At 45.9% G+C, this 22,541-nt stretch carries 20 protein-coding genes; 18 read left to right on the forward strand and 2 right to left on the reverse strand.

All coding sequences use genetic code 11. The annotated features are described in order from the left end of the window. Positions 1-68 precede the first annotated feature (68 nt). From AC58P7_RS03290 to AC58P7_RS03365, 16 genes are all read left to right on the forward strand, one after another. Positions 69-599, forward strand: a complete 531-nt coding sequence (locus AC58P7_RS03290) for a hypothetical protein (RefSeq protein WP_497339991.1) — start codon at positions 69-71, stop codon at positions 597-599. A gap of 289 nt (positions 600-888) precedes the next feature. Continuing rightward, the gene (locus AC58P7_RS03295) at positions 889-1,803 is read left to right on the forward strand and encodes a DMT family transporter (protein WP_497339992.1); all 915 of its coding nucleotides are present in this window, start codon (positions 889-891) and stop codon (positions 1,801-1,803) included. Between the two features lie 150 nt (positions 1,804-1,953). Beyond that, the gene (locus AC58P7_RS03300; protein ID WP_497339993.1) at positions 1,954-2,598 is read left to right on the forward strand and encodes a chromate transporter; all 645 of its coding nucleotides are present in this window, start codon (positions 1,954-1,956) and stop codon (positions 2,596-2,598) included. Positions 2,599-2,617: 19 nt separating this feature from the next. Next, on the forward strand, positions 2,618-3,163 hold the full coding sequence (locus AC58P7_RS03305; RefSeq protein WP_497339994.1) for a chromate transporter: 546 nt from the start codon (positions 2,618-2,620) through the stop codon (positions 3,161-3,163). Positions 3,164-3,428: 265 nt separating this feature from the next. Next, a complete protein-coding gene (locus AC58P7_RS03310; protein ID WP_497340874.1) occupies positions 3,429-4,034 on the forward strand; it encodes a helix-turn-helix transcriptional regulator in 606 nt (201 codons plus the stop codon). Positions 4,035-4,050: 16 nt separating this feature from the next. Beyond that, entirely contained in the window at positions 4,051-4,854 is an 804-nt protein-coding gene (locus AC58P7_RS03315) for a pyruvate, water dikinase regulatory protein (protein WP_497339995.1), read from the forward strand. Between the two features lie 46 nt (positions 4,855-4,900). Continuing rightward, positions 4,901-5,863, forward strand: coding sequence for a class II fructose-bisphosphatase (gene glpX / locus AC58P7_RS03320; RefSeq protein ID WP_497339996.1), 963 nt, complete (start codon positions 4,901-4,903; stop codon positions 5,861-5,863). A 105-nt stretch (positions 5,864-5,968) separates the two neighbouring features. After that, positions 5,969-6,634 carry a hypothetical protein gene (locus AC58P7_RS03325; protein WP_497339997.1) on the forward strand — a complete coding sequence of 222 codons (666 nt, stop codon included), beginning with the start codon at positions 5,969-5,971 and terminating at the stop codon, positions 6,632-6,634. A gap of 178 nt (positions 6,635-6,812) precedes the next feature. Then, positions 6,813-7,898, forward strand: coding sequence for a Gfo/Idh/MocA family protein (locus AC58P7_RS03330; RefSeq protein WP_497339998.1), 1,086 nt, complete (start codon positions 6,813-6,815; stop codon positions 7,896-7,898). Between the two features lie 163 nt (positions 7,899-8,061). Beyond that, on the forward strand, positions 8,062-8,844 hold the full coding sequence (locus AC58P7_RS03335) for an SDR family NAD(P)-dependent oxidoreductase (RefSeq protein ID WP_497339999.1): 783 nt from the start codon (positions 8,062-8,064) through the stop codon (positions 8,842-8,844). Positions 8,845-9,365: 521 nt separating this feature from the next. After that, positions 9,366-10,487, forward strand: coding sequence for a glycoside hydrolase family 88 protein (locus tag AC58P7_RS03340; RefSeq protein WP_497340000.1), 1,122 nt, complete (start codon positions 9,366-9,368; stop codon positions 10,485-10,487). Beyond that, positions 10,480-11,637, forward strand: a complete 1,158-nt coding sequence (locus tag AC58P7_RS03345; protein ID WP_497340001.1) for a DUF2264 domain-containing protein — start codon at positions 10,480-10,482, stop codon at positions 11,635-11,637. Before AC58P7_RS03340 ends, AC58P7_RS03345 begins: the two co-directional genes overlap by 8 nt. A gap of 206 nt (positions 11,638-11,843) precedes the next feature. Then, positions 11,844-13,499 carry a PucR family transcriptional regulator gene (locus AC58P7_RS03350; protein ID WP_497340002.1) on the forward strand — a complete coding sequence of 552 codons (1,656 nt, stop codon included), beginning with the start codon at positions 11,844-11,846 and terminating at the stop codon, positions 13,497-13,499. 122 nt (positions 13,500-13,621) lie between these two features. Further along, complete coding sequence (gene ald / locus AC58P7_RS03355; RefSeq protein ID WP_497340003.1) at positions 13,622-14,737, forward strand: alanine dehydrogenase; 1,116 nt, start codon at positions 13,622-13,624, stop codon at positions 14,735-14,737. Between the two features lie 246 nt (positions 14,738-14,983). Further along, positions 14,984-16,630, forward strand: a complete 1,647-nt coding sequence (locus AC58P7_RS03360) for a hypothetical protein (protein WP_497340004.1) — start codon at positions 14,984-14,986, stop codon at positions 16,628-16,630. A 24-nt stretch (positions 16,631-16,654) separates the two neighbouring features. Further along, positions 16,655-17,614: an acetylxylan esterase gene (locus tag AC58P7_RS03365; protein ID WP_497340005.1), complete on the forward strand. Its 960-nt coding sequence runs from the start codon at positions 16,655-16,657 to the stop codon at positions 17,612-17,614. Positions 17,615-17,630: 16 nt separating this feature from the next. Here the strand turns inward: AC58P7_RS03365 and AC58P7_RS03370 are convergent, their stop codons facing one another. Both AC58P7_RS03370 and AC58P7_RS03375 read right to left on the reverse strand, forming a co-directional pair. Continuing rightward, positions 17,631-18,560 (reverse strand): helix-turn-helix domain-containing protein, encoded by a 930-nt coding sequence (locus AC58P7_RS03370; RefSeq protein ID WP_497340006.1) that lies wholly within the window; start codon positions 18,558-18,560, stop codon positions 17,631-17,633. A gap of 1 nt (position 18,561) precedes the next feature. Beyond that, positions 18,562-18,768, reverse strand: coding sequence for a YrzA family protein (locus AC58P7_RS03375; protein ID WP_497340007.1), 207 nt, complete (start codon positions 18,766-18,768; stop codon positions 18,562-18,564). Between the two features lie 146 nt (positions 18,769-18,914). Here AC58P7_RS03375 and AC58P7_RS03380 point away from each other — a divergent pair, with 146 nt between their 5' ends. After that, the gene (locus tag AC58P7_RS03380; protein WP_497340008.1) at positions 18,915-20,705 is read left to right on the forward strand and encodes an ABC transporter ATP-binding protein; all 1,791 of its coding nucleotides are present in this window, start codon (positions 18,915-18,917) and stop codon (positions 20,703-20,705) included. Further along, a complete protein-coding gene (locus AC58P7_RS03385; RefSeq protein WP_497340009.1) occupies positions 20,689-22,509 on the forward strand; it encodes an ABC transporter ATP-binding protein in 1,821 nt (606 codons plus the stop codon). The genes AC58P7_RS03380 and AC58P7_RS03385 overlap by 17 nt, the downstream gene beginning before the upstream one ends. Positions 22,510-22,541: the final 32 nt, after the last annotated feature.

Here is a 22,541-nt window from a genome sequence, read left to right on the forward strand (position 1 = left end):
CAAAGACAGCTACCTTTTCTAAGTAAAAGGATGGCTGTTTTTGTTTTCATGCATATACTAATAGCACAATGACACGATTGAAAGAGGTGATCTTGGTGGGAACAAGGCTTTTATCGGAACAGCTTGTGAAAACCCGCTTTCCCCATTTAAGGTACATCCGAATTCACACTTCAGATAAATATAAGGCAACTATCTATGCTTGGACGGAAGATTTGCAACTGTCGAAGCAAGATGCGCTGAACGTAGAGAAATATGCAAACGCTTACTTGTACCCGTATGTGGTTTTCCAAGTCAAGGCATATTGCGCGGTTAGAGCGGATAAGGTTCCGTTGCAGCAGGAAGTACCCTTGGATATCGCTCAAACCGCCTTGCGCAGCAATTTGAATCAATATGGGATTCTAGCCGCGATTAACCGGAAATTTCCATATGGGCGCTTGCAGTTTAAGCATTATGACGTCATCAATAGTGTCATTCATTTTGATTTCGATGCGCTTCAGCGAATGGAGGAGCAGGAGAAGGGAGACATGCTTCGCTACTTGAGCGAAATGATTCCCCTCGGCTGCTTCTGCGAGGTTCGTTTTCTGGATGAGGACCTCTAGCGAATCATGCCATAATCACGAATGTTGGTTTCTACGTCCAGTTGAAAGCTCGCTATTGGATAGACGATATGCCAATCTAAAGCTTATCCCAAATCAGATCGGGACGAACAGTTGTTAAAATTTGTGGGGAGATGATAAGCTTATTGATGCCTAAGTATTGGACAAGTGTATTCCTGTTGATCTGTAGATATTTTCCATGCTTGATTATGCATTTTTTTCAATGGGGATATTGGAATCGAACGTATCGCCACCAAGTTAGACATTTCGAAAGACCCAAAGGAGTTCATCTATGCTGAAACGTTCACCGTATTTCTTGTTAATTCTTGCGACTTGTATTTGGGGTGGGAACTTTGTTGCGGGTAAGGCACTCGTCCTACATATTCCTCCCATCACTTTGGCAGCAGGGCGTTGGAGTATTGCCTTCCTGTGTTTGCTTCCCTTCTTCGGCAAGGAGGCTTGGCGGCGTAAAGATATTTTTCTTACGCATTGGAAAATGGTGCTGTTCCTCTCCCTGACAGGTGTAGCAGGATTTAACTCATTAACGTATGTAGCTGTCCAATACACGGGCTCAATCAATGCGTCTTTAATGAATTCAGCAACGCCTATTTTCGTTGTTCTTATTACTTGGTTTGTGATGAAAGAAAAGCTTGCTTGGTGGGCGCTGCCAGGGATTGGCGTATCCATGCTAGGTGTATGTTGGATTATTAGTCAGGGGAAATTGTCTGCACTTCTTCATTTATCTGCTAATAAAGGTGATTTGTTCATGCTGCTTGCTGTACTTTGCTGGGCGTTATATTCAGTAGGAATGAAGAAGATGGCCGGACGTTTCCCGGCAAGCCCCTTTTTGCTGGTGCAAGTCGCTGTCGCGCTCGTTGTGTTGATTCCGAGTTCGTCCATTGAGTGGTGGGTCAAGGCACCTCATGTGGCGTGGAGTGGGGCTTTGGTGAGTGGGTTACTTTATGTCGGCATCTTTGCTTCTATTGTAGCTTTCCTGAGCTGGAATAAAGCGATTGAGCTTGCTGGTCCTCAACGCTGCGCGGGTTTTCTTAACTTCATCCCTTTATTTAGCGCGATCTTTGCAACTACCTTTACGGGAGAATCGTTACAGCTTTATCATTTATTGGGCGCCTTCTGGATCGTGTTGGGAGTCTATATGACGAATCTAGCGATGAAGCGACATGTACGCCTCTTTCTTCCGAAATAATTTAAATATGCCAAGGGAGTTGAATTTTTTACTTGATTAAAGGGCTGATAACCCAGATTATAAGCGTGTATATAGGAACGGATTAATATAACTGATTGGACTTCACCCTCACTTTAGTTCAAAATAGAATTAAGTGCAGGGGGGATCAACATGAACAATAACATCATAAGCAAGCAAATCCGCATATTTTGGACATTCTTACGAATTAGTCCGCTTACGTTTGGTGGAGGGTATGCGATGCTGCCTGCTATTCACCGTGAGGTTGTCACAACGAATCATTGGATGTCAGACGCGGAAATGTCAGAACTATTAGCCATTTCCGGCGCAGTCCCGGGTGGGGTTGGTGTTAATGTTTCGGCGTTAGTTGGTTACCGATTAGCAGGAATTGCGGGAGCCATCGCAGCTGTCATCGGGATTACGCTTCCGACCTTTCTGATTGTCCTCATGCTTAGTATGCTATATGCGTGGCTCGAGCATTACCCGAAAATACAAGCCATCATGGAGGGCATTCATGCTGCAATTATGGGTCTCATTGCGGCTGCGGCTTACAAAATGGCGAAATCCTCGATCTTCGATGGATTGACCTTCCTCACCGCTGTTGGAACCGTAATTGTGATGATAGTTGTTCCCGTATCGCCACTTGTGTTGATTGTACTTGGCTTGGTTGTAGGTGTGATCGGCACGTATCTCAAGCAAAAATGGGGTATGAAAAATCCCCTTTCCCATAATGACTCAATAGAAGCTACCAGCACAGACATCAAGACCGCTGAATTGTATATGGCGGATGGGATTTAAGGAATGAGGTGCTTCGCAGATGCTGATAAGTTTATTTCTTACTTTTCTCAAAATCGGACTTGTTTCCTTTGGCGGCGGTTATGCCATGATTCCTGTAATCCAGCTAGAGGTTGTTGAGCAGCATCATTGGCTCACTTTGGACGAATTTAACCATGTGATTTCGCTAGCAGGCACAAGCCCAGGCCCGATTGCCACGAATAGTGCGACACTAATTGGATATGAGGCTGCCGGTGTACCAGGCGCAATCTTGGCAACCTTAGGCATGGTTCTGCCTTCATTGGTTTTGATAATCGTTGTGGCCGCATTCTTATTCCGATGGCACTCACATAGCTGGTTTAAATCATCATTCTACGGTTTAAAGCCGGTTGTGACTGGATTTATCATCTATGCGGCGCTGCATTTTGGCTTATCTTCCTTCGAAACGGTAAAGACGGGAGTCACTTGGAAACAGGTTGCAACCCTTCTCATCGCAGGAGGCGCTTTTATTGCGATTGTCAAATATAAGCTGCACCCATTTATCGTGATTGTGCTTGCCGGCGTTCTAGGGATTGTCTTTTTTCTATAGGAATTTAAAAAAGTGGGGCTGAGCCGCCCGAAACGGGAGGCTTCAATCACGAACTCCTTTCGTGCCTTCAAGGCAATGAAAGGAGTTTTTTTCATTTTTACTCTTATCAAGGTGATAAAAATTTCTTTTATAGGCAATAAACAACTTTATATTTCGATAAAATGTTATATAATGTACAATATATAACAAATAGAACACACTATATAACGGTATTTCCACGGTTTAGGAGGGAAACATCATCGAGCTTACAGCCCGCCAGTTAGAAATTATTGATCTCGTCGGCAAATATGCGCCCATAGCAGGGGAACGTATTGCTGAGTTACTGGGAATTAGTCGACCGACCATTCGATCAGACCTAGCTGTCTTAGTTATGTTAAGGCACATCGACGCCAAACCCAAGGTAGGGTATTTTCTCGGTACAGCATCTCTCGAGGTACACACACCATTCAAGACGATGGAGTCCATGAAGGTGAAGGATGTGATGAGCATTCCCGTTGTACTTCGAGAAACGGTAACAGTCAGCGACGCAGTCGTTACACTTTTTCTCGAAAATGTTGGAAGTCTGGTAATAGTGAATCTAGAGGGTGCCCTAGCTGGTATCGTCTCACGTAAAGATTTACTCAAAGTAACGCTAGGACATGCAACGGCAACGGCTATGCCTGTATCGTTAGTAATGACCAGACAGCCGAACATTATTACGATAAAACCTGAAGACAGTGTGCTGGAGGCAGCACGGAAAATGATTCATCATGAAGTTGACAGCTTACCCGTCGTCAAGGCACTTGAAGGCCGGGAAGGGCTGGAAGTGGTAGGCCGGATTACGAAAACAACGATGACCAAATTGCTGCTGGATGTAGCGCTGGGTACGTAAATCAGGGGGAGTTTACATGGGAGAGAAGCTGCATACCATTTTCGTTTGTTCGGATTCGGTAGGTGAGACGGCAAATACGGTTGTACAAGCAACAATTCGGCAGTTTAATGCAAGTCAGGTTGTCGTCAAGAGGCACGGCTCCATCCGAACGGAAGACGAAGTGCGTGCAATCGTTGAAGAAGCATCACGGCTGAAGGGATTTATCGCCTACACCCTCGTGCTGCCTGAGCTAAGAGAAATGATGCGGCAGGAAGCTATTCGATTGAACGTGAATGCGATCGATATTATGGGTCCCATGATGCAAGCCTTCATCGATACGTTTAAGGACTCGCCTAAAAGAAAAGTCGGACTGCTCTATCAACTAGATGAACAATATTATCAACGGGTTGAAGCCGTTGAGTTCACCGTCAATAGTGATGATGGCAAGGATCCTAGCACCATGAAGCAGGCGCATATCGTGCTGCTGGGACCCTCAAGGACGTCCAAGACACCACTCAGCATCTATTTAGCCCACAAAGGATTTAAGGTATCCAATTATCCCCTTGTTCCAGAGGTTAAACCTCCTGCCATTTTATATGAACTGGACCCGAAGAAATTGGTCGGGCTCACAATGAGTGCCGATAAACTGATTGGCATTCGTACGGAACGATTGAAAGCCGTTGGACTTCCTTTTGGAGCCAAATATGCCACGAAAGAGCGCGTAGAGGAAGAAATAGCTTTTGCCATGAGGTTGTATCGCGAGTTGGGTTGTTCGGTTATTGATGTGAGTGAGAAAGCAATTGAAGAAACAGCAGGCTTAATCTTGGCGGAAAGAGCATAACGCATCATATAACGAATCAAACCAATTTGGAGAGGGTGGATCGCTCATGCAAAGAGACTTGTCTTTGGAAATCGTACGGGTAACGGAGGCCGCAGCAATCGCATCGGCTAGCTGGACAGGAAAAGGGAATAAGATCGATGCGGATGGGGCTGCAACTTCTGCTATGCGTGAATATTTTCGAGCTGTTCCTTTTCGCGGGACAGTTGTCATTGGAGAAGGGGAAATGGATGAAGCTCCCATGCTTTATATCGGTGAAGAGGTAGGCAGTGGAGCTGGGCCAGAATTTGATGTGGCGGTTGATCCGTTAGAGGGAACGGATATTGTAGCAAGCGGTCGGAACAACGCACTATCCGTTGTTGCAATTGCCGAGAAGGGCAATCTCCTCCATGCCCCGGATATGTATATGGCGAAGCTAGCCGTAGGGCCTCGCTTGGCTGGCAAGCTGAGTCTCGATGAACCGCTGGAGCTGACCATTCAGAAAGCCGCAAGTTTGCTGCAAAAGGATATATCAGAGCTTACCGTCTCTATTCTGGATCGCAATCGGCATGCCGTGCAAATCATGATTTTGCGCAAGCTAGGCGTCAAAATTTATCTTCTTAGTGACGGAGATGTAGCTGGGGCAATGGCCGTGGCCTTCCCGGAAACTGGCATAGACCTCCATGTGGGCTCAGGTGGTGCGCCTGAAGGTGTACTCGCAGCCGCGGCACTCCGATGCATGGGTGGCGAATTGCAAGGACGACTGCTTCCTGAGAATGAAGAAGAGCGTCTTCGCTGCCTAAAAATGGGGATTGCGGACCCATCGAAAATATTGGGTATGCGTGAGCTTGTTGGAGATTCCGATATTATCTTTGCCGCAACAGGGGTAACATCGGGTGATTTTTTAAATGGTGTTAAATATGGCTGGGGCGGTCGTGTACAAACCCACTCTGTCGTAATGAGAGCTCAAACCCAGACGGTGCGATTTATCCAATGTGTTCACCAACTGCATGAGGAACGAGGTAGTGCTTGATCCTCTATTTGTGTAATCCGCTATGCATTTAATAGAATGCAATACATGTGCCAAGTTCCCCTCCGCATATAATAAGCCAGAGAAGATGCGAAAAGAGGGATAACCATGAGCTTGACTTCGATTGATTTTCTAGCCGTTGTCCGTAGCTGTATACCTCAGGAGGCCGAGATTGTCGTTCTGCAGCAGGAGGGAAATCCCGCGGCGATTCTATATGCCGATGTAGATGGAGATGGATTCCCTGAAATCACAGCCCTATATAGATATTTAGATCATCAATATTTATTCTCCCTGAAGGAATACTCTGGCAACTGGTTTCCGATTGGATCGGCCTCAACGGGCAGGGGGCAGGCGGTAAAGGATTTTGCTGCAGCTCCAATCTCACGCAAAGAAGGCTGGAATGTTATTATCGGCTGGCAAAACGGGGGAGAACCCGCATCTGAGCTAGATATTATTCAATGGACGCAGACCGGGTTTCAACGTGTCATTCCCCCCGGAACGACTTATTCACATTTGGAAATTGAAGATATGCCAACACGAAACGGCACTGATGGACTTTGCGAAATCGCCCTGTGGACACAGGAACAAAGCCAGGTGTACAGCGTTGAAACGTATCGGTGGGAACCACATCGACTCGTGCCGACCAGTGATGTACACGCATATTATTTTCAAAAGGTTGCTCGGTACTATGAAGATTTAACGCAGGAGCAACCGAATGAGCCGCTTTTTCGGAGTTATTTGGAAGATGCCCAAAAGAGGGCAGGAAGAAGCTAATGTTGGCTGACTAGGTGCCAGGGGAGAAATTCTCCTGGTTTTTTGTCATGTCGTATTTTCTGACTCTATTTGTCCGAATGTTAGACTAAAAATAAGCGTTTTCCTGTGCTACATTTAGAACAGTTGTCTATATATCATATAGTTGTATGCAAGGTAAAAACCTACTGGAGGTCGTCACATGTCACGTAAGTATCGCATTGGGATTATTGGTTGTGGTGGAATTGCAAATGGGAAGCATTTGCCAAGTTTAAGCAAGCTAGCAAATGTTGAACTAGTCGCATTTTGTGACATAGTCCAAGAGAGTGCAGCAACGGCTGCAAAGAAATATGGGATTGAAGGCGCGCTTGTATGCGAGGATTATAAAGAAGTTTTACAAGATGCAACGATTGACATTGTCCATGTATTAACACCGAATATTTCACACGCGGAAATTTCGATTGCAGCGCTTGAAGCAGGCAAGCATGTCATGTGTGAGAAACCGATGGCGAAGACGGCAGCAGATGCGAAACGCATGATGGAAACAGCGAAACGCACAGGCAAAAAGCTGACAATCGGCTATAACAACCGTTTCCGCGCAGATAGCCAGCATTTGAAAAACGTATGTGCGGAAGGTGACCTAGGGCACATTTATTTTGCCAAAGCACATGCCATTCGTCGTCGCGCTGTACCTACTTGGGGTGTTTTCCTTGATGAAGAAAAGCAAGGTGGAGGTCCATTAATCGATATTGGTACCCATGCGCTGGATCTAACACTCTGGATGATGGACAACTACAAGCCGAAGGTTGTATTAGGAACGTCCTATCATGAATTGTCCCAAAGAGAAAACGCTGCCAACGCTTGGGGACCATGGGATCCAAGTAAGTTTACAGTTGAGGATTCCGCTTTCGGGATGATCGTGATGGAGAATGGTGCGACAATTATCCTTGAATCCAGTTGGGCGTTGAATACACTTGAAGTGGACGAAGCGAAATGTTCGTTAAGTGGTACAGAAGGTGGCGCAGACATGAAAGGCGGACTTCGCATCAATGGTGAGAAGCATAGCCGTTTATACACAACTGAGGTTGAATTGAAATCGGGCGGCGTTGCTTTCTATGACGGAGCTAGCGTAAGTGCTGCAGATGTGGAAATGCGTGCTTGGATCAATGCCATTGATCAAGATATTGAGCCAGTCGTGACACCAGCACAAGCGTATGTGGTCTCGCAAATTCTTGAAGCCATTTATGAGTCTGCGCGTACGGGCAAAGCTGTTTATTTGAGCGAATAGAAGTCTAATTAATGAAAATACCATGAGGATGATCGGTCCTGATGGTTTTTTTTGTATTGGTTTGTGTTTTTCCCAATTGAAATTTGAAAAACAGCTTTGAGATGGCGTATGCTTATCGTTGTGTAGGACTTATTCCGTTATCGAGGGAAAGGAAGCGAAAGGTATGCATTTAGGCTTACAAGATAAGGTTGCATTAATCACTGGAGGAAGCAAAGGAATCGGACTTGCAACAGCGATTGCGCTATCCCGTGAAGGGGCGAAAGTTGCTATCCTTGCTCGTAATGCAGAGCAGCTTCAGGAAGCAGCCATCCAAATTGCCAATTTGACCGAAGGTGAGGTACTACCCATTCAAGCCGATGTGACGTCGGAAGCCGATTGTCAGCGTGCAATAGAAGAGATTGTTGGTCGTTTTGGCGGCTTACATATCCTTGTGAATAATGCAGGTACGTCCGCTGCTGCGCCGTTTGAGCATGTAGGCACGGAGGTATGGCGTCAGGATTTGGAGTTAAAATTATTCGGGGCGATTCATTGCTCGCGCTATGCGATTCCACATATGCGAGAGGCGGGTGGCGGCTCGATCGTGAATATTACGACTTCCGCTGCCAAAACACCACCAGCGTCGTCACTTCCAACTTCCGTCAGCAGAGCTGCGGGGTTGGCTTTGACCAATGCGATGAGCAAGGATCTTGGCTCGGCTCAGATTCGTGTGAACACGGTGTGTATTGGAACGATTCGCAGTGACCAGATCGAGAAGGTATGGAAAAGGCTTGCGCCAGACCTGACTTGGGATGAATTCGCGCGAGATCCGAAGCATGATATCCCACTTGGCCGAATCGGCAATGCCGAGGAAGCGGCGAATGTGATCACCTTTTTAGCATCCGATGCTGCCTCTTACGTCACGGGAACTTCTGTGAACATCGATGGTGGAAAAGGTGCCGCCTTGTAGGCAGGTGTCTCCATTCTGGTAAATAGAACAAAGCCCATGGCTCTCCGGTAATGGAAAGCCATGGGCTTTGTTCTTCTTCTATTTTCTTAGGGAAATGGCTTGTGGCTTGTATTACGCTCTACGCTTCTTTCGCAGATACCAGACTACCATAGAGATAGCGTCCCGAATTGAAGTGTTTTGGTGAAAAGCTAGTGTCATTGTCATAAGCAAGAAACCTCCCTAACCCTGAAAGAATGTCATGCATGAATAGTATTACGTAAGAAAGGAGCCGATGGTTTTATTTTTTTTTAGAATGAGCAGCCTATTTTTTAAAAATATAGAATTTAAATGTTTCACATCATACATCGGCTCTATTTTTGGGTAAACACTCTCGTCCAAGAAGAACGATGTAACCGTATATTTTACTTGACAGGTTAAACGTTTCAATTTAATCTAAAAGTGGGTGTTAAACGTTTAACAAGTTTGCGGAGTTGAGGCAATTACTGAGCAACCTATAACAAATGATACGGAGTGATTCTAACATGTGGAAACAAGCAATTGAGGATGCTTTGCAGAAAACGAAAGTAAATATTGAGCGTTTCGGGGATCAGTTCCCTCATGTCAGTGAGAACGATATTTATCATTTGAATCCGAATACGGATTGGACAGATGGCTTCTGGTCAGGGATTTTGTGGCTGAGCTATCAGTACAGCGGGGACAAAGTGTTTCAAGAGGCCGCTCAGAAAACCGTTGCGAGCTTTAAGCAAAGACTTGAAAATCATGTTGGGTTAGATCATCATGATATCGGCTTCCTTTATTCCCTATCTTCGAAGGCACAATGGATTCTTGAGAAGGATGAGAATGCGAAGCAACTCACTTTGCAAGCTGCTGATGTTCTGATGAAGCGTTGGAGACCGAAGGGGCAATATATTCAAGCTTGGGGACCTGAGGGTGACGAGAAAAATGGCGGACGGATCATTATCGATTGTTTGTTGAATTTACCGTTGTTGTACTGGGCTTATGAACAAACAGGTGATGCTAAATATAAAGAAGTGGCTACGATTCATGCTGATTTGTCGCGCCGCTACTTGGTGCGCGGTGATGATTCATCGTACCATACCTTCTATTTTGATCAAGAAACAGGTGAACCGCTGCATGGTGGAACGCATCAAGGCTATCAAGATGGTTCAACTTGGACAAGGGGACAAGCGTGGGGAATTTACGGCTTTGCGCTTTCATATCACTATACGAAAAACCCACTCTACTTAGAGACAGCCAAACGCTTAGCGCGTTATTTCTTCGAGCGTTTGCCAGAGGATGACGTTGTATATTGGGACTTCAATGTCCCAGTAAATGCTGAAACGAAACGGGATAGTTCTGCTTCTGCGATTGCTTCAGCGGGTGCATTGGAGATATTGGAGCATTTAGCAGCGGATGATCCCGATCGTGCTTATTTGGAAAATGGCGTTCAACGTTCAATGGCTGGATTAGTGAAATCCTACGCGACCATTGGAAAGCCGGATGCACAAGGTTTTCTTGAGCGCGGTTCTTACTTCGTACGTGGTGGCTTAGCACCTGATGACTACGTGATTTGGGGCGACTACTATTACCTAGAAGCATTACTTCGTCTAGAAAAAGGTTTCAAGGGGTACTGGTATGAGTAATTCACAAAAGGCAGTGGGCACAGATCGCGCGTATTGGATACAGACGATGCTTCGCATAGCAGAGCCTGTTCTCCGGGCACTCGCTGCTAGAAAACTTCGTGCGACGATGCCAGTGGAATGTAAACAAGAGGAGCAGCGTCAATACACACATCTCGAAGCTTTCGGTCGTACGCTCGTTGGCATGGCGCCTTGGCTGGAGACACCTGCACGGGATGCGGAGGAAGAAAAGCTTCGGGTAGCGTATGGACAGTTGGTTCGCGAGGCTATGGATGCGGCTACGGATCCAGAATCTCCGGATTTCTTGAACTTCGCGAAGGGGAGACAGCCGATCGTAGATACGGCATTCCTTGCAAATGCCATACTGCGTGCGCCTAACACGCTTTGGCATAGCTTAGATGAGCGGGTTAAAGTGAATCTTGCTGCGGCGATGAAAACCTCACGAACGCGCAAGCCTGCTTTCAACAACTGGCTGCTCTTTGCAGCGATGACGGAAATAGCTCTTGGCTACATGGGCGAGGACTGGGATCACATGCGTGTTGACTTCGCACTGAAGCAGCATGAGCAGTGGTACCTTGGAGACGGCATGTATGGTGATGGCATTGAGTATCATGCGGATTACTACAACAGCTTCGTTATTCAGCCGATGTTAGTGGATATCATCGAGCATGTACAAGTGCATTATGAGGATTGGGGTCAAATGCGTACGAATATCCTGAAGCGTGCTCAGCGCTATGCGGCTGTTCAGGAACGTTCGATTTCACCTGAGGGTACTTTTCCTGCGATTGGTCGTTCGCTAGCCTACCGCTTCGGTGCATTTCAATCACTTGCCCAAACGGCACTTCGCTGCGAACTGCCTACAGGAGTTTCACCTGCTCAAGTACGCGGTGCACTGACGGCTGTTATTCGCAGATTGAGCGAAGCACCAGGCACCTTCGACGAAGGGGGCTGGTTGCGAATTGGTCTATGCGGCCATCAGCCGGAACTTGGCGAGCCGTATATTTCAACAGGAAGCTTATACCTATGCTCCGCAGTCTTTCTTCCGCTTGGCTTGGCAGAGGATGATGAGTTCTGGCAAGGTGCAGAGGCACCGTGGACCTCGCAGCAGGTTTGGACTGGGCAAACGGTTGCTATCGATAAAGCGTTATACTAGGATTTGAAGGCTGTCGCATATTGCGACGGCCTTTTTTTCTTTTTCAATTCCTTTGGATAGCGTCTTATTTTCGTGTACACTTAGTCATGGAAAGCTTTGATTATTTAGCAGCACATTGTATTATCCACAAATACTCTGTATGAGAGATTGTGGATAACTTTCTGTGACGAGCAGAACGAGATGAGACAAGAGAGAAGTGACTTTACGTGCATCAACCATATCAATTAACCGTTGAAGAGGTATTGAAACGCCCTTCCTTTCAACATGCCTATATTGCTGCGGGGGAGATGGGCTTAGGACGGCTAGTCCGCTGGGTTCATATCATTGAAGTCATTCAATTCGAAACCCTGCTGCAGGGTGGTGAAATGATTCTAACCACAGGCGCCGCATTCAAAAACGATACCCAATTGTTCATGACCTACCTAGAGCAGTTAATTCATAGAAATGTGTCCTGTTTGTGTGTTGAGATGGGGCACTATATAAGTGTGGTCCCTCAAGCATGGAGGGATGCGGCAGAAGCCCATGATTTACCGCTTATTATTTTCCCAGAAGCCGTGAGGTTTATCGATATTACACAGGATATTCATGCGCAGATTATTAACCAGCATCACAAAACTCTCCAGGACTTGGAGAAAATTTCTCGTGAATTTCATCGCCTGACCTTATCTTCCCAAGGTGTCACGCAAGTGCTTGCTCTCCTGCAGAGCAGTACCAAAGGTCAAGTCATCTATGTGCCTGTTGATGCACAGCCAAAGTTCATTCCTCCTGCCCCGAAGCGAGAATCTGCAAGATGGCTAACATTTCTGCAAAGCCGTATTTCCGAAAATGGGCAAATCGGACCTGAGGTTGGACCTTATGTTGAAGATGTAGAGGGTCAAACCGTTATTGTTCAGCCCGTGGGAGCTATGGGCAAAACCTGGGCGCACATCTTGCTTGTGCTTGATCGGAAGCCGCAGGAATTTGAGTTTCTAATTCTGGATTCGGCCTCACTTTCCATCGCGCAGGATTTATTACGGAAACGCTACATGGAAGAGCGCAAATTATATTCGCAAACGCTGTGGGTGGATGATCTGCTTCATATGCGAATTCATGATGAAGAGCAGATCAAGGTGCTGATTGGTGCTGAATTCAAGTGGTTGAATGCGTTGAGCTATCAAGTGATTTTGATTGAATTTGAACAAGAGCACGAAGAAGAAAACCCGTCAGAAGAAGATGGGATCGAATCAGTAGGATTGCACTTATCGCTTGTGGCTCGATCGATTTTTGAAGGGCAGCTATTTCACCCTTTAATCACGTTAAAACACAACAGACTCGTTGTCGTCGCGTTCGATAAGGTACCCAAGAAGCCCGCAAAGGAGCGTCTGCAGCACGTGTTTGAGTCGCTTCAGGAAATGAAGACCAGTGAGGGCATTCGCTTAATGATTGGCATTGGGCAACCGAATCAAAGCTTCATGCAAGCGCATCGCAGCTATCAGGAAGCACTTCAAGCGCTTTCACTAACGGTGACACTACAACAGAAGAAAGTCATGTTCTATGATGAGCAGGGCGTATTTGAGCTGCTTTTTCATATTGCGGACAAAGGGATTCTACAGTCCTTCATTCGGTCCTATCTCGGCCCGATAATTGATCACGATAGACAGAAAGGCAGCGAGCTGCTGCGCACACTTAAGGTCTATCTCGACCACGATGGCTCGAAGCAAATAGCTGCAGGGCAGCTTTTTATCGTGCGACAATCCCTATATTATCGATTGGACAAAATCGAGGAGCTTCTGGGCGCTGATTATATGCTTCCTGAGAAAAGATTGGCGCTGCAAGTAGGGATTAGAGCGTATCAGCTCTTGCATCCGGAAAATAAATTGTGAAAAGGACAGTGGTCAATTTTTGACAAAATGTCTAATGGAACTGACTCAAATCTCTCTTATACTTGGAGACAAGTAGAGAGCGATTCCTCATTTATGGAGTCCTCAAGAGAGGTTGATGAGCCATGATTATTGGGGTTCCTAAAGAAATTAAAAACAATGAGTTTCGCGTTGGCATGACACCGAGCTCGGTGCTTTCATACAAAAATGCAGGACATGAAGTACGGATTGAAACGCTAGCAGGTCACAGCATTGGTTTTACGGATGAAGATTATGCAGCAGCTGGAGCGACAATTGTTGCAACTGCAGCTGAAGTATGGTCATCTGATATGGTTGTTAAAGTAAAAGAACCGCTTCCCGAGGAGTACGGCTACTTTCATGAAGGTTTGATTTTATACACCTATCTACACCTTGCGCCGGAGGCTGAATTAACACATGCTTTGGTTAGCAAAAAAGTAACCGCCATCGCTTATGAAACCATTCAACTAGATAATGGAAGCTTGCCGTTGTTAACGCCGATGAGTGAAGTGGCAGGACGCATGTCCGTGCAGATCGGTGCTCACTTTTTGGAGAAAGCCCATGGTGGCAAGGGCATTCTGCTAGGTGGGGTACCTGGTGTTGAGCAAGGTAAAGTTACCGTGATCGGTGGTGGGATCGTCGGCGCCAATGCGGCCAAAATGGCGATCGGCCTCGGAGCCGAGGTAACGATCGTCGACTTGAATGCAGATCGACTGCGTCAGCTGGATGATCAATTCCAAGGACGTGTGAAAACGATCATGTCCAATCCCTACAACATCGCAGAAGTCGTTCGCCGTGCCGATTTGGTAGTTGGCGCTGTGCTCATTCCAGGTGCACGCGCACCGCGTCTCGTGACAGAGGACATGGTAAAAACAATGAGTCCAGGCAGTGTTATCATTGATGTTGCCATTGACCAAGGTGGATCGATCGAGACGATCGACCGCATTACCACACATGATCAACCAACGTATGTGAAGCATGGCGTCATCCATTATGCTGTAGCTAACATGCCGGGCGCGGTTGCACGTACATCCACATTGGCGTTGACGAATGTCACAACCAACTACGGATTGCAAATCGCTAACAAAGGCTTCGCGCGCGCTGCGCTTGAGAATAAAGCCATTGCCAAAGGCATTAATGCGGCACACGGTCACGTGACGTATCAAGCAGTTGCTGAAGCGCATGGGTATGAGCATATGGATATATATTCGCTAATTCAATAAAAGATAGACGAGGGGCTTCCGCATACCGCGGAAGTTCTTTTTTTATTTACATTTTCCAGTTGTTTCATGCTGCTAAGATTAGCCAGACCCATCAAACTCTTCCATCCCTTACCCAAAACTTCGCATTGACGCTACATTTAGTAACGTATAAACTTGAAAAAGTGAAACGTTTCAACTCAGATTAATGCGGCACTCTTAGAACACAAAAAGAACGTTAAAATAAGCGTTCCAATAGGAGATGACAATTTGACTACGATACAGCAACGACAGGATGAAATTATTGCGAGCATTGCGTCAGCAGCGTATAATCAGCCTGTTTTGAGCAATGGGTTTTTATTTGAAGGAGACGTTCGTGATAATTTCTACTACGCATCCTATCTTTTTGCAGCTTCCGTGGATCCTGCAATTACTTTCGTAGGTGACCGCAAAGAAGCGAAGGAAAAAGCAGAGCAGGTTTTTCTTCATTTAGTAGAGATTCAAGATCAGAATCCAACCAGCATGACGTACGGCCACTGGCCGCTTAACTTACGACCAACGCCTCAAGAGGCATCCAAGAATACATTGCCTGTTGAGCTTATGGGGAGTTTGATGGTTTATTTTGCTCAACGATATCAAGAGCAGATGAGTGAGGCTCTTCGCGTAGCTTTTGATAACACACTAAGGCATATTTATGACAGCAACTTCTATCGGAAGCCAGTCACGCATTATGGTCATCACGATGCCAAATATACTGCTGCGAAGCTGATTTTTGGCCAACGATATGAGGATGCTGCCTTACTAGCAGAGGGTTTCGAAAGTTTACGAATGACGTACAAGCGAGTGACTTCCAAAGGGATGTCAGAGTACGGCGGTTTGCCGTGGTTCTGGCATTGGGTGCAGGCTTTTACATGTGCTTGGCATTTAGCGCAAAATACAGATATCCGAAGTGAGCTAGCTCGGATGTTGGATTACCTCTGGAATGAACGCGCAACATTTTACCTAGGCGGCGCATGGGTAGGCCCGCATGCTCGAATTTGGCCGCATGATATGCCGAAGGATACGAATGTGCTGCACGACTATGTGCAATACGGAGACTTCAAGCTGCCAGATCACATGCCAAGAACCGAATATGCTGGCTTCCTTGCGTATGAAGCTCCTGCATCCAGTGTGCAAACGGCTTTGCAACGGTCATCAGTGCCTGTCGAAATTAAAAGGCAAGTTCCGAAACAGATTAGTCAAGCTGAGCACGAGAATGATGTGCTTCACAGCTATGTGTACCTTACAGAGAGCTTTGCGATGGGGGGCATGTGGGAGCGCATTCGCGAGTTTGATAACGAGCAGCACCGTTGGGATGTTACATTCCCATTGGACCAGCTGCAAGGCGTGAATCATGCTTATTTTTTCCATCCGGATTTGGAACAGCCAGAAGGAGATCTACGGCATCAAAGCGAATACACAGAAGTGCTTTTTCATCGGAATGTGATTATTGCTTCCTATTCCATGCCTGAAAATCAACCTGTTTACATCAAAGGTTGTTTACCACTAGGTGAGTGGGTTGAGACACCAAACGGACTATTTGGACGCTGCGCCAATGTATATATGGCTGTCTTTATTCAGCAACCCTATTACCGCGAGGTTCTGGAGGATCGCTGCTTCGTGACTAGCCGTGGCAGAACGAATGCAGTCGTAGTTGAATGCATCGATCTCGCAACAGCAGAGTCCCATAGCATCAGCGATGTCCACCAATTTGCTGAGATGATGAAAGGCAAGCAACCCATTTACGGACCTAACAACGAGATTACTTATACATCCTTGGATATGCAAATATTGTTGCTAGCAAGTGGCCCAGATCCAGAAATCAATAGACGAGTCAATGATGAAACAATTGATTTTTCTTCGTATACGGTCGCTTAAAACCAAAGAAAAGAGGATGAAAACATGCCAGCAGTTGATTACCCATTAGAAAAGCTTCTCACTTATCAAGGGATAAACCCACGTCCTGAAGACTTTGATGCTTATTGGGCGCGCGCTATCGCAGAAATGAAAGCAGTAGATCCACAAATCGAGCTTCGCCCGAGTGAATTTCAAGTACCTTATGCAGAGTGCTTTGACCTTTATTTCACAGGTGTAAAAGGAGCACGTATTTACGCGAAATACATTCGTCCTAAGCACGCAACTGAACCGCATCCAGCCATCGTGCAGTTTCATGGTTACTCCGGAAATTCGGGGGATTGGCATGATAAGCTATCCTATGCAGCTCTTGGTTACTCCTTCTTCTCCATGGATTGCCGCGGTCAAGGCGGATTATCCGAAGATGTTGGCGGAACTAAAGGGACGACATTAAGAGGGCACATCGTTCGCGGTTTGGATGATCACCCAGATCAGCTTTTATTCCGTGATATTTTCTTGGATACCGCACAGCTTGCAGGTATTGCGATGAATATGCCTGAGGTTGACCCTACGCGTGTAGGTGCGATGGGAGGCTCACAAGGCGGTGCTTTGACGATTGCTTGTGCAGCATTAGAACCACGCATTAAGAAGTTAGCGCCAGTTTTTCCATTCCTTAGTGATTACAAGCGCGTTTGGGAAATGGATCTAGCTAAAGATGCGTATCAAGAACTGAAGGATTTCTTCCGTCGTCATGACCCGCAACACAAACGTGAGGACGAATACTTCACGAAGCTAGGGTATATCGATATCCAAAACTTGGCCGATCGTATTCAGGGCGACGTCATGATGGGCGTAGGTCTCATCGATACAGTGTGCCCGCCATCTACCCAATTTGCAGCTTATAATAAAATCAAAGCGAACAAAAAACTAGAAATTTTCCCAGATTTCGGTCATGAAGGATTACCAGGCTTCGGTGATTTGACTTTGCAATTTATGCTTGATCTTTAAAAAATTAAAACCACTCTCATTCAGATAATGGGAGTGGTTTTCTGCGCTCAGCATGCCCCTGGCGATATTGACTAGGTGTGACACCGATTACTTTTTTGAAAAGCTGATTGAAAAATTTGAGATCCTGATACCCGACTTGCGCAGCAATTTCGCTAACTTTGTCCTTGGTTTCTCGTAAATACTGGCAACAGACTTCTAACCGCGCATGCTGGACGTAGGCCGTAAAGCTCATTCCGGTTAATTTAGTCAGCTGTCGTTGGAGTTGGCGTTGACTAAGTGATAACTTTGCCGCCGCTTCTACGAGCGTGATTGGCGAGCTGCAATTCAAGCGAATATGAGTCAGAAGACCCTCTAAACTTTTCATACTGGCTTGAGGTGTCGTTTGAGGTGTCTCAGAAAGTTGATCCAGCGTCGCACGATGCATATGCACAAGCAACTGTGCAACACAAGCCTGCATAACCGTAATAAAACCAACGCGACGGGCGTTATACTCGAAATGTAAACGCTCAAACAGAGGCTGAAATTCACCGTTTTGCTCCTGAAACGAGAGCCATTTCACATGTTCACTCGGTTCAGCAGACTTTTGAAAAAAAAGAAGCAGTTCCTGCTCTCCCATCGCTGCCGCATGCCGAAGCAATTGATTCATCCATGCCTGTGTGAAAATACAATTATAGACAATGAGAGGTTTATTCTGATTTGTAGAAGAAGGGCGGAAGACATGGGAAACGCCAACGGGCAAGAAGAACAGATCTCCTTTGGCCACTTTCATACTGATATTATCAATATAGTGGGAGCCGCTTCCTTCAGCCACATAACTGATTTCGATAAAATCGTGAGTATGCTGCTGCATGTCGAAGGTTTCATGAACGCGATTTACATAAAGGGGCAGCTCAGGTACGAAATATAAGTGTCCTGCCGATTCCAGAATACTGCGTTTAATCGTCATGTTACTTCACTTTGAAATGAACGACAGCGCTATAAAGCATTTTACCTGCATTCGGGTCGAATACAACGTGATGTTGGATGGCGTAAACATCGAGCAATAGTGCTTTGTTATTGTCGATTTGTTCGTTGATTTTCTTCTCTAATGTTTTCATATCATAGGCTTGAAAGAACTCAATTTTATTATCAATCCGATCCAAAATGAAATCCATTCTCGTTCGTCTCCTTCGTGCTATGTAAATTTATGACGGCTTCCTTTATTATAACGTCAATATCTGATATAGGAAGTACATGTGAATAGGCGTATACTGGAAAATGTGATGCATCTGTTGAAGAATGTGTAAATGTAAAGCCTTACATGCCAGACAAAATTGTAATGGGAAGTGATGTTGTTTTGAAGCCTACACGGTTATTGGTTGATTTCTTACTTAAGAAGTGGCCGTTGTATGTCATCGCCGCACTCTCTATTTCGGTAGGGAATATTGTTCACGCGTATTATCCGAAGCTGCTTGGGAAGTTTACGGACCAGTTGCAGAAGGGCGGGCTGAGTAAAAGCTTAATTGTAACATACAGTGTGCAGCTGCTCATCATTGGCGTTACCTTTGGAGTTCTTGTCGCGATTGGTCAATATATGATCATGCGGAATGGTCGACGCTTCGAGTTTGAAACGCGGAACCGCTTATTTGATCATTTTACCGGGCTGGGGGCAACGTTTTATTCCAAGAACGGCGTTGGGAAGCTGCTGAGTTATGTCATGAATGATGTTACGGTTATTCGTGAGTCTATTTCTATGGGCATTAACCAAATCGTGAACTCCGCAATTTTGATATTGGCTGTAGTAGTTACGATGCTGTTTAGCTCCATTCCGTTATATGTCATTGTTATCTGCATCGTGCCCTTATTACTGATTCCCGTGCTTTCCGTTAAGTTTCAGCCTGTCATTAAGAAAAGATCTATACAAGTTCAAGAAGCTTTAGGTACGATGACCGAGTCCGCTGAAGAACAATTCGGAGGGATTCGCGTAGCGAAGAAATTCGCCGTAGAACCGATTATGATTGGTAGATTTAGTGAAACGGTCGATCGGATTCGTGACAATCAACTCCGGTTAGTGAGACTATCCTCGTTATTTGAAGCTTTAATACCGTTTCTGGGGGCGTTATCGCTGATCATCGCGATTGCTTTTGGGGGCTATTTGACGATTCATGGACGGATTACGATCGGTCATTTCGTTGAGTTGACGCTGTATATTCGAATGATGGTAAATCCCTTGCAGCAAATTGGACGTGTGATTAATGCGTTACAACGGTCCCGTGCTTCCTTAGAACGAGTTAATGAGCTGCTCATGAAGGAGTCGGAGATCAAGCAGAATGAACTTGCCCAGCCCACGCACCTCGATCAGGAAGAAATTCGTATTGAACATCTGTCCTTCTCCTATCCGGATGATGAGGATGAAGTCCTTCATGATATTTCGCTAACGATTGAGCCTGGCAAATCGATTGGCATTATTGGCAAAACAGGCAGTGGGAAGTCAACCCTGATGAAAATCATGCTGCGTATCTATGATCCGCCTGAAGGGACTGTTTACATTGGGGATAGTGATATCCGGGATGTGACGCTCGAAAGCTTGCGGAATCAAATTGCTTATGTGCCACAGGAGGGTTTTTTGTTCAGTACGTCCATTCGCGATAATATTGCGTTCTTCAAAAGGGAATCCTCCATAGACCAAGTGGAACGTGCTGCCAATAAGGCGCAAATTCTTTCCAGTATCGTCTCCTTCCCTGAAAAATTCGAGACGAAACTCGGTGAACGGGGCATCACCTTATCTGGGGGGCAGCGCCAACGAACAAGCTTGGCGAGGGGGATTATCAAGGATTCTCCGCTGATGATTCTAGATGACAGTGTGAGTGCCGTTGATTCGGTGACGGAGAAACACATTATTGATGCGATTCGCAAAGAACGATCGAATAAGACAACGATCTGGATTGCACACCGGATCTCAGCGCTCAAGCATACGGATGAAATCATCGTGCTGCATGAAGGAAGGATCGTTCAACGCGGCACACACGAACAACTACTCGCGCAGGAAGGTTTATATGCGGAATTATATGCGATACAGGAAGGAGGCAACGAAGATGTTCAAACCGAATAAACTTCCGATAGATCGCCAGAAATCGCAAGCGCCCTTTCGTTCATTAGTTGCTTACGCCAAGCCGCATAGGCTGACATTCCTAGCCGTCGTTATCTGTGCATTGCTGGGCATTGCGGCAGATTTGTTTCAGCCATATTTGGTCAAAATTGCGATTGACGATAATCTCATGATCGGTAAGAACGACTTCCATGCGCTGATCGTCATCTGCTTGCTATATGGGGTATTATCAATCTCCAGCATGTTTTTCAGCTATTTACAAAATAACCTGCTCCAATTCGCTGGACAGAGCATCGTGGCCAAAATACGCAAGGATTTATTTCAACATATTTTCAAACAGTCGATGTCCTATTATGATAAAACGCCAAGCGGCAGTCTCATTACTCATGTCTCCAGCGATACGGAAACATTAAACCAGTTTTTCACACAGGTGCTTCTAAGCCTAGTACGTGATAGCATGACGTTGATCTTCATCATCGTGCTCATGTATCATTTGGATCCAACGCTGACACTGTATAGTATGATTGTCATTCCGATCATTGTCCTGATCGCGGTGAGCTTTCGCCGGTATATGCGCAAAACATACCAACTCGCGCGTACGCAGCTATCTCAAATGGTGGCCTTTACGGCTGAAAACTTATCAGGTATGCACTTGATCCAAGCGTTTCATCAAGAGAAGGAGCAGATGAGTCGTTTCGCAGAAAAGAACACGGGCTATTTCCGGGCGAACCTGAGAGAAATCAGAACGAACGTGTTATTTAACCGCTCTTTTGACATTTTAGGCAATTTATCGGTGGCCTTTATCACTTGGATTGGCGGAAGTGCCGTCTTCGACAAAGCGATCGAATTCGGTGTTTTGTATGCCTTCATTACGTATATTAGGCAGTTTTTTCAACCGATCAATAATATCACGCAGCAATGGAATACGCTTCAATCCACACAAGTTTCCATGAGTCGAATTTGGAACATTTTCTCAGCGCAGCCTGAGGTGAAAGATAAAGCGGCTTCCGAGCTCATTCAGCTAGTTGACGTCAAAGGGGATATTCATTTTAATCATGTACACTTTGGCTATCAGAAAGACGCTCCCGTGATTGAGGATCTGGAGTTACATATCGCGCCTGGAGAAATGATTGGTATCGTAGGAACGACCGGTGCAGGCAAAAGCTCTCTAATCAGCTTACTCTGTCGCTTCTATGATGTGCAGGGAGGCAGTATCCGGATTGATGGCATCGATATTCGAGACATCTCACAGACGGATCTTCATCGGACAATTGGCTTGGTGCAACAGGAGCCTTATTTATATGCGGGCAGTATTTTTGAAAATGTACGGATGTTCGATCCTGCGATTTGTCGTGAGGCTGTTATTGATGCGTGCAGATTGGTCGGTGCAGATACGCTGATCACACGTATGAAGGATGGGTATGACACACGCATTTCAGAAAGAGGGAGCGGTCTATCGGCCGGTGAACGGCAATTGATTTCCTTTGCTCGCATCATCGTATTTCAACCCAAAGTACTCATTCTAGATGAAGCGACAGCCAATTTGGATTCACAAACCGAACAATTAATTCAGCATGCATTGAACATTGTAGCGGAAGGAAGAACAACGATTGTCATTGCTCATCGGATCTCAACGATTATGCATGCCGACCGTATTATCGTGATGAGTCAAGGGGAGATTGTAGAAGCGGGTACACATGCGGAACTGCTTGCCCTCCAGGGTTTTTATGAGCAATTGTATCACCATTCCCAAGGTAGTCATGCGCAAGGCAACGTAGATGGAGGTCGAATTTCCTCCATAGGCTAATGATCAGGTACTAGGAATAGATAGTACTTCTC

It is taken from the genome of Paenibacillus sp. J22FR5, from assembly GCF_059691975.1.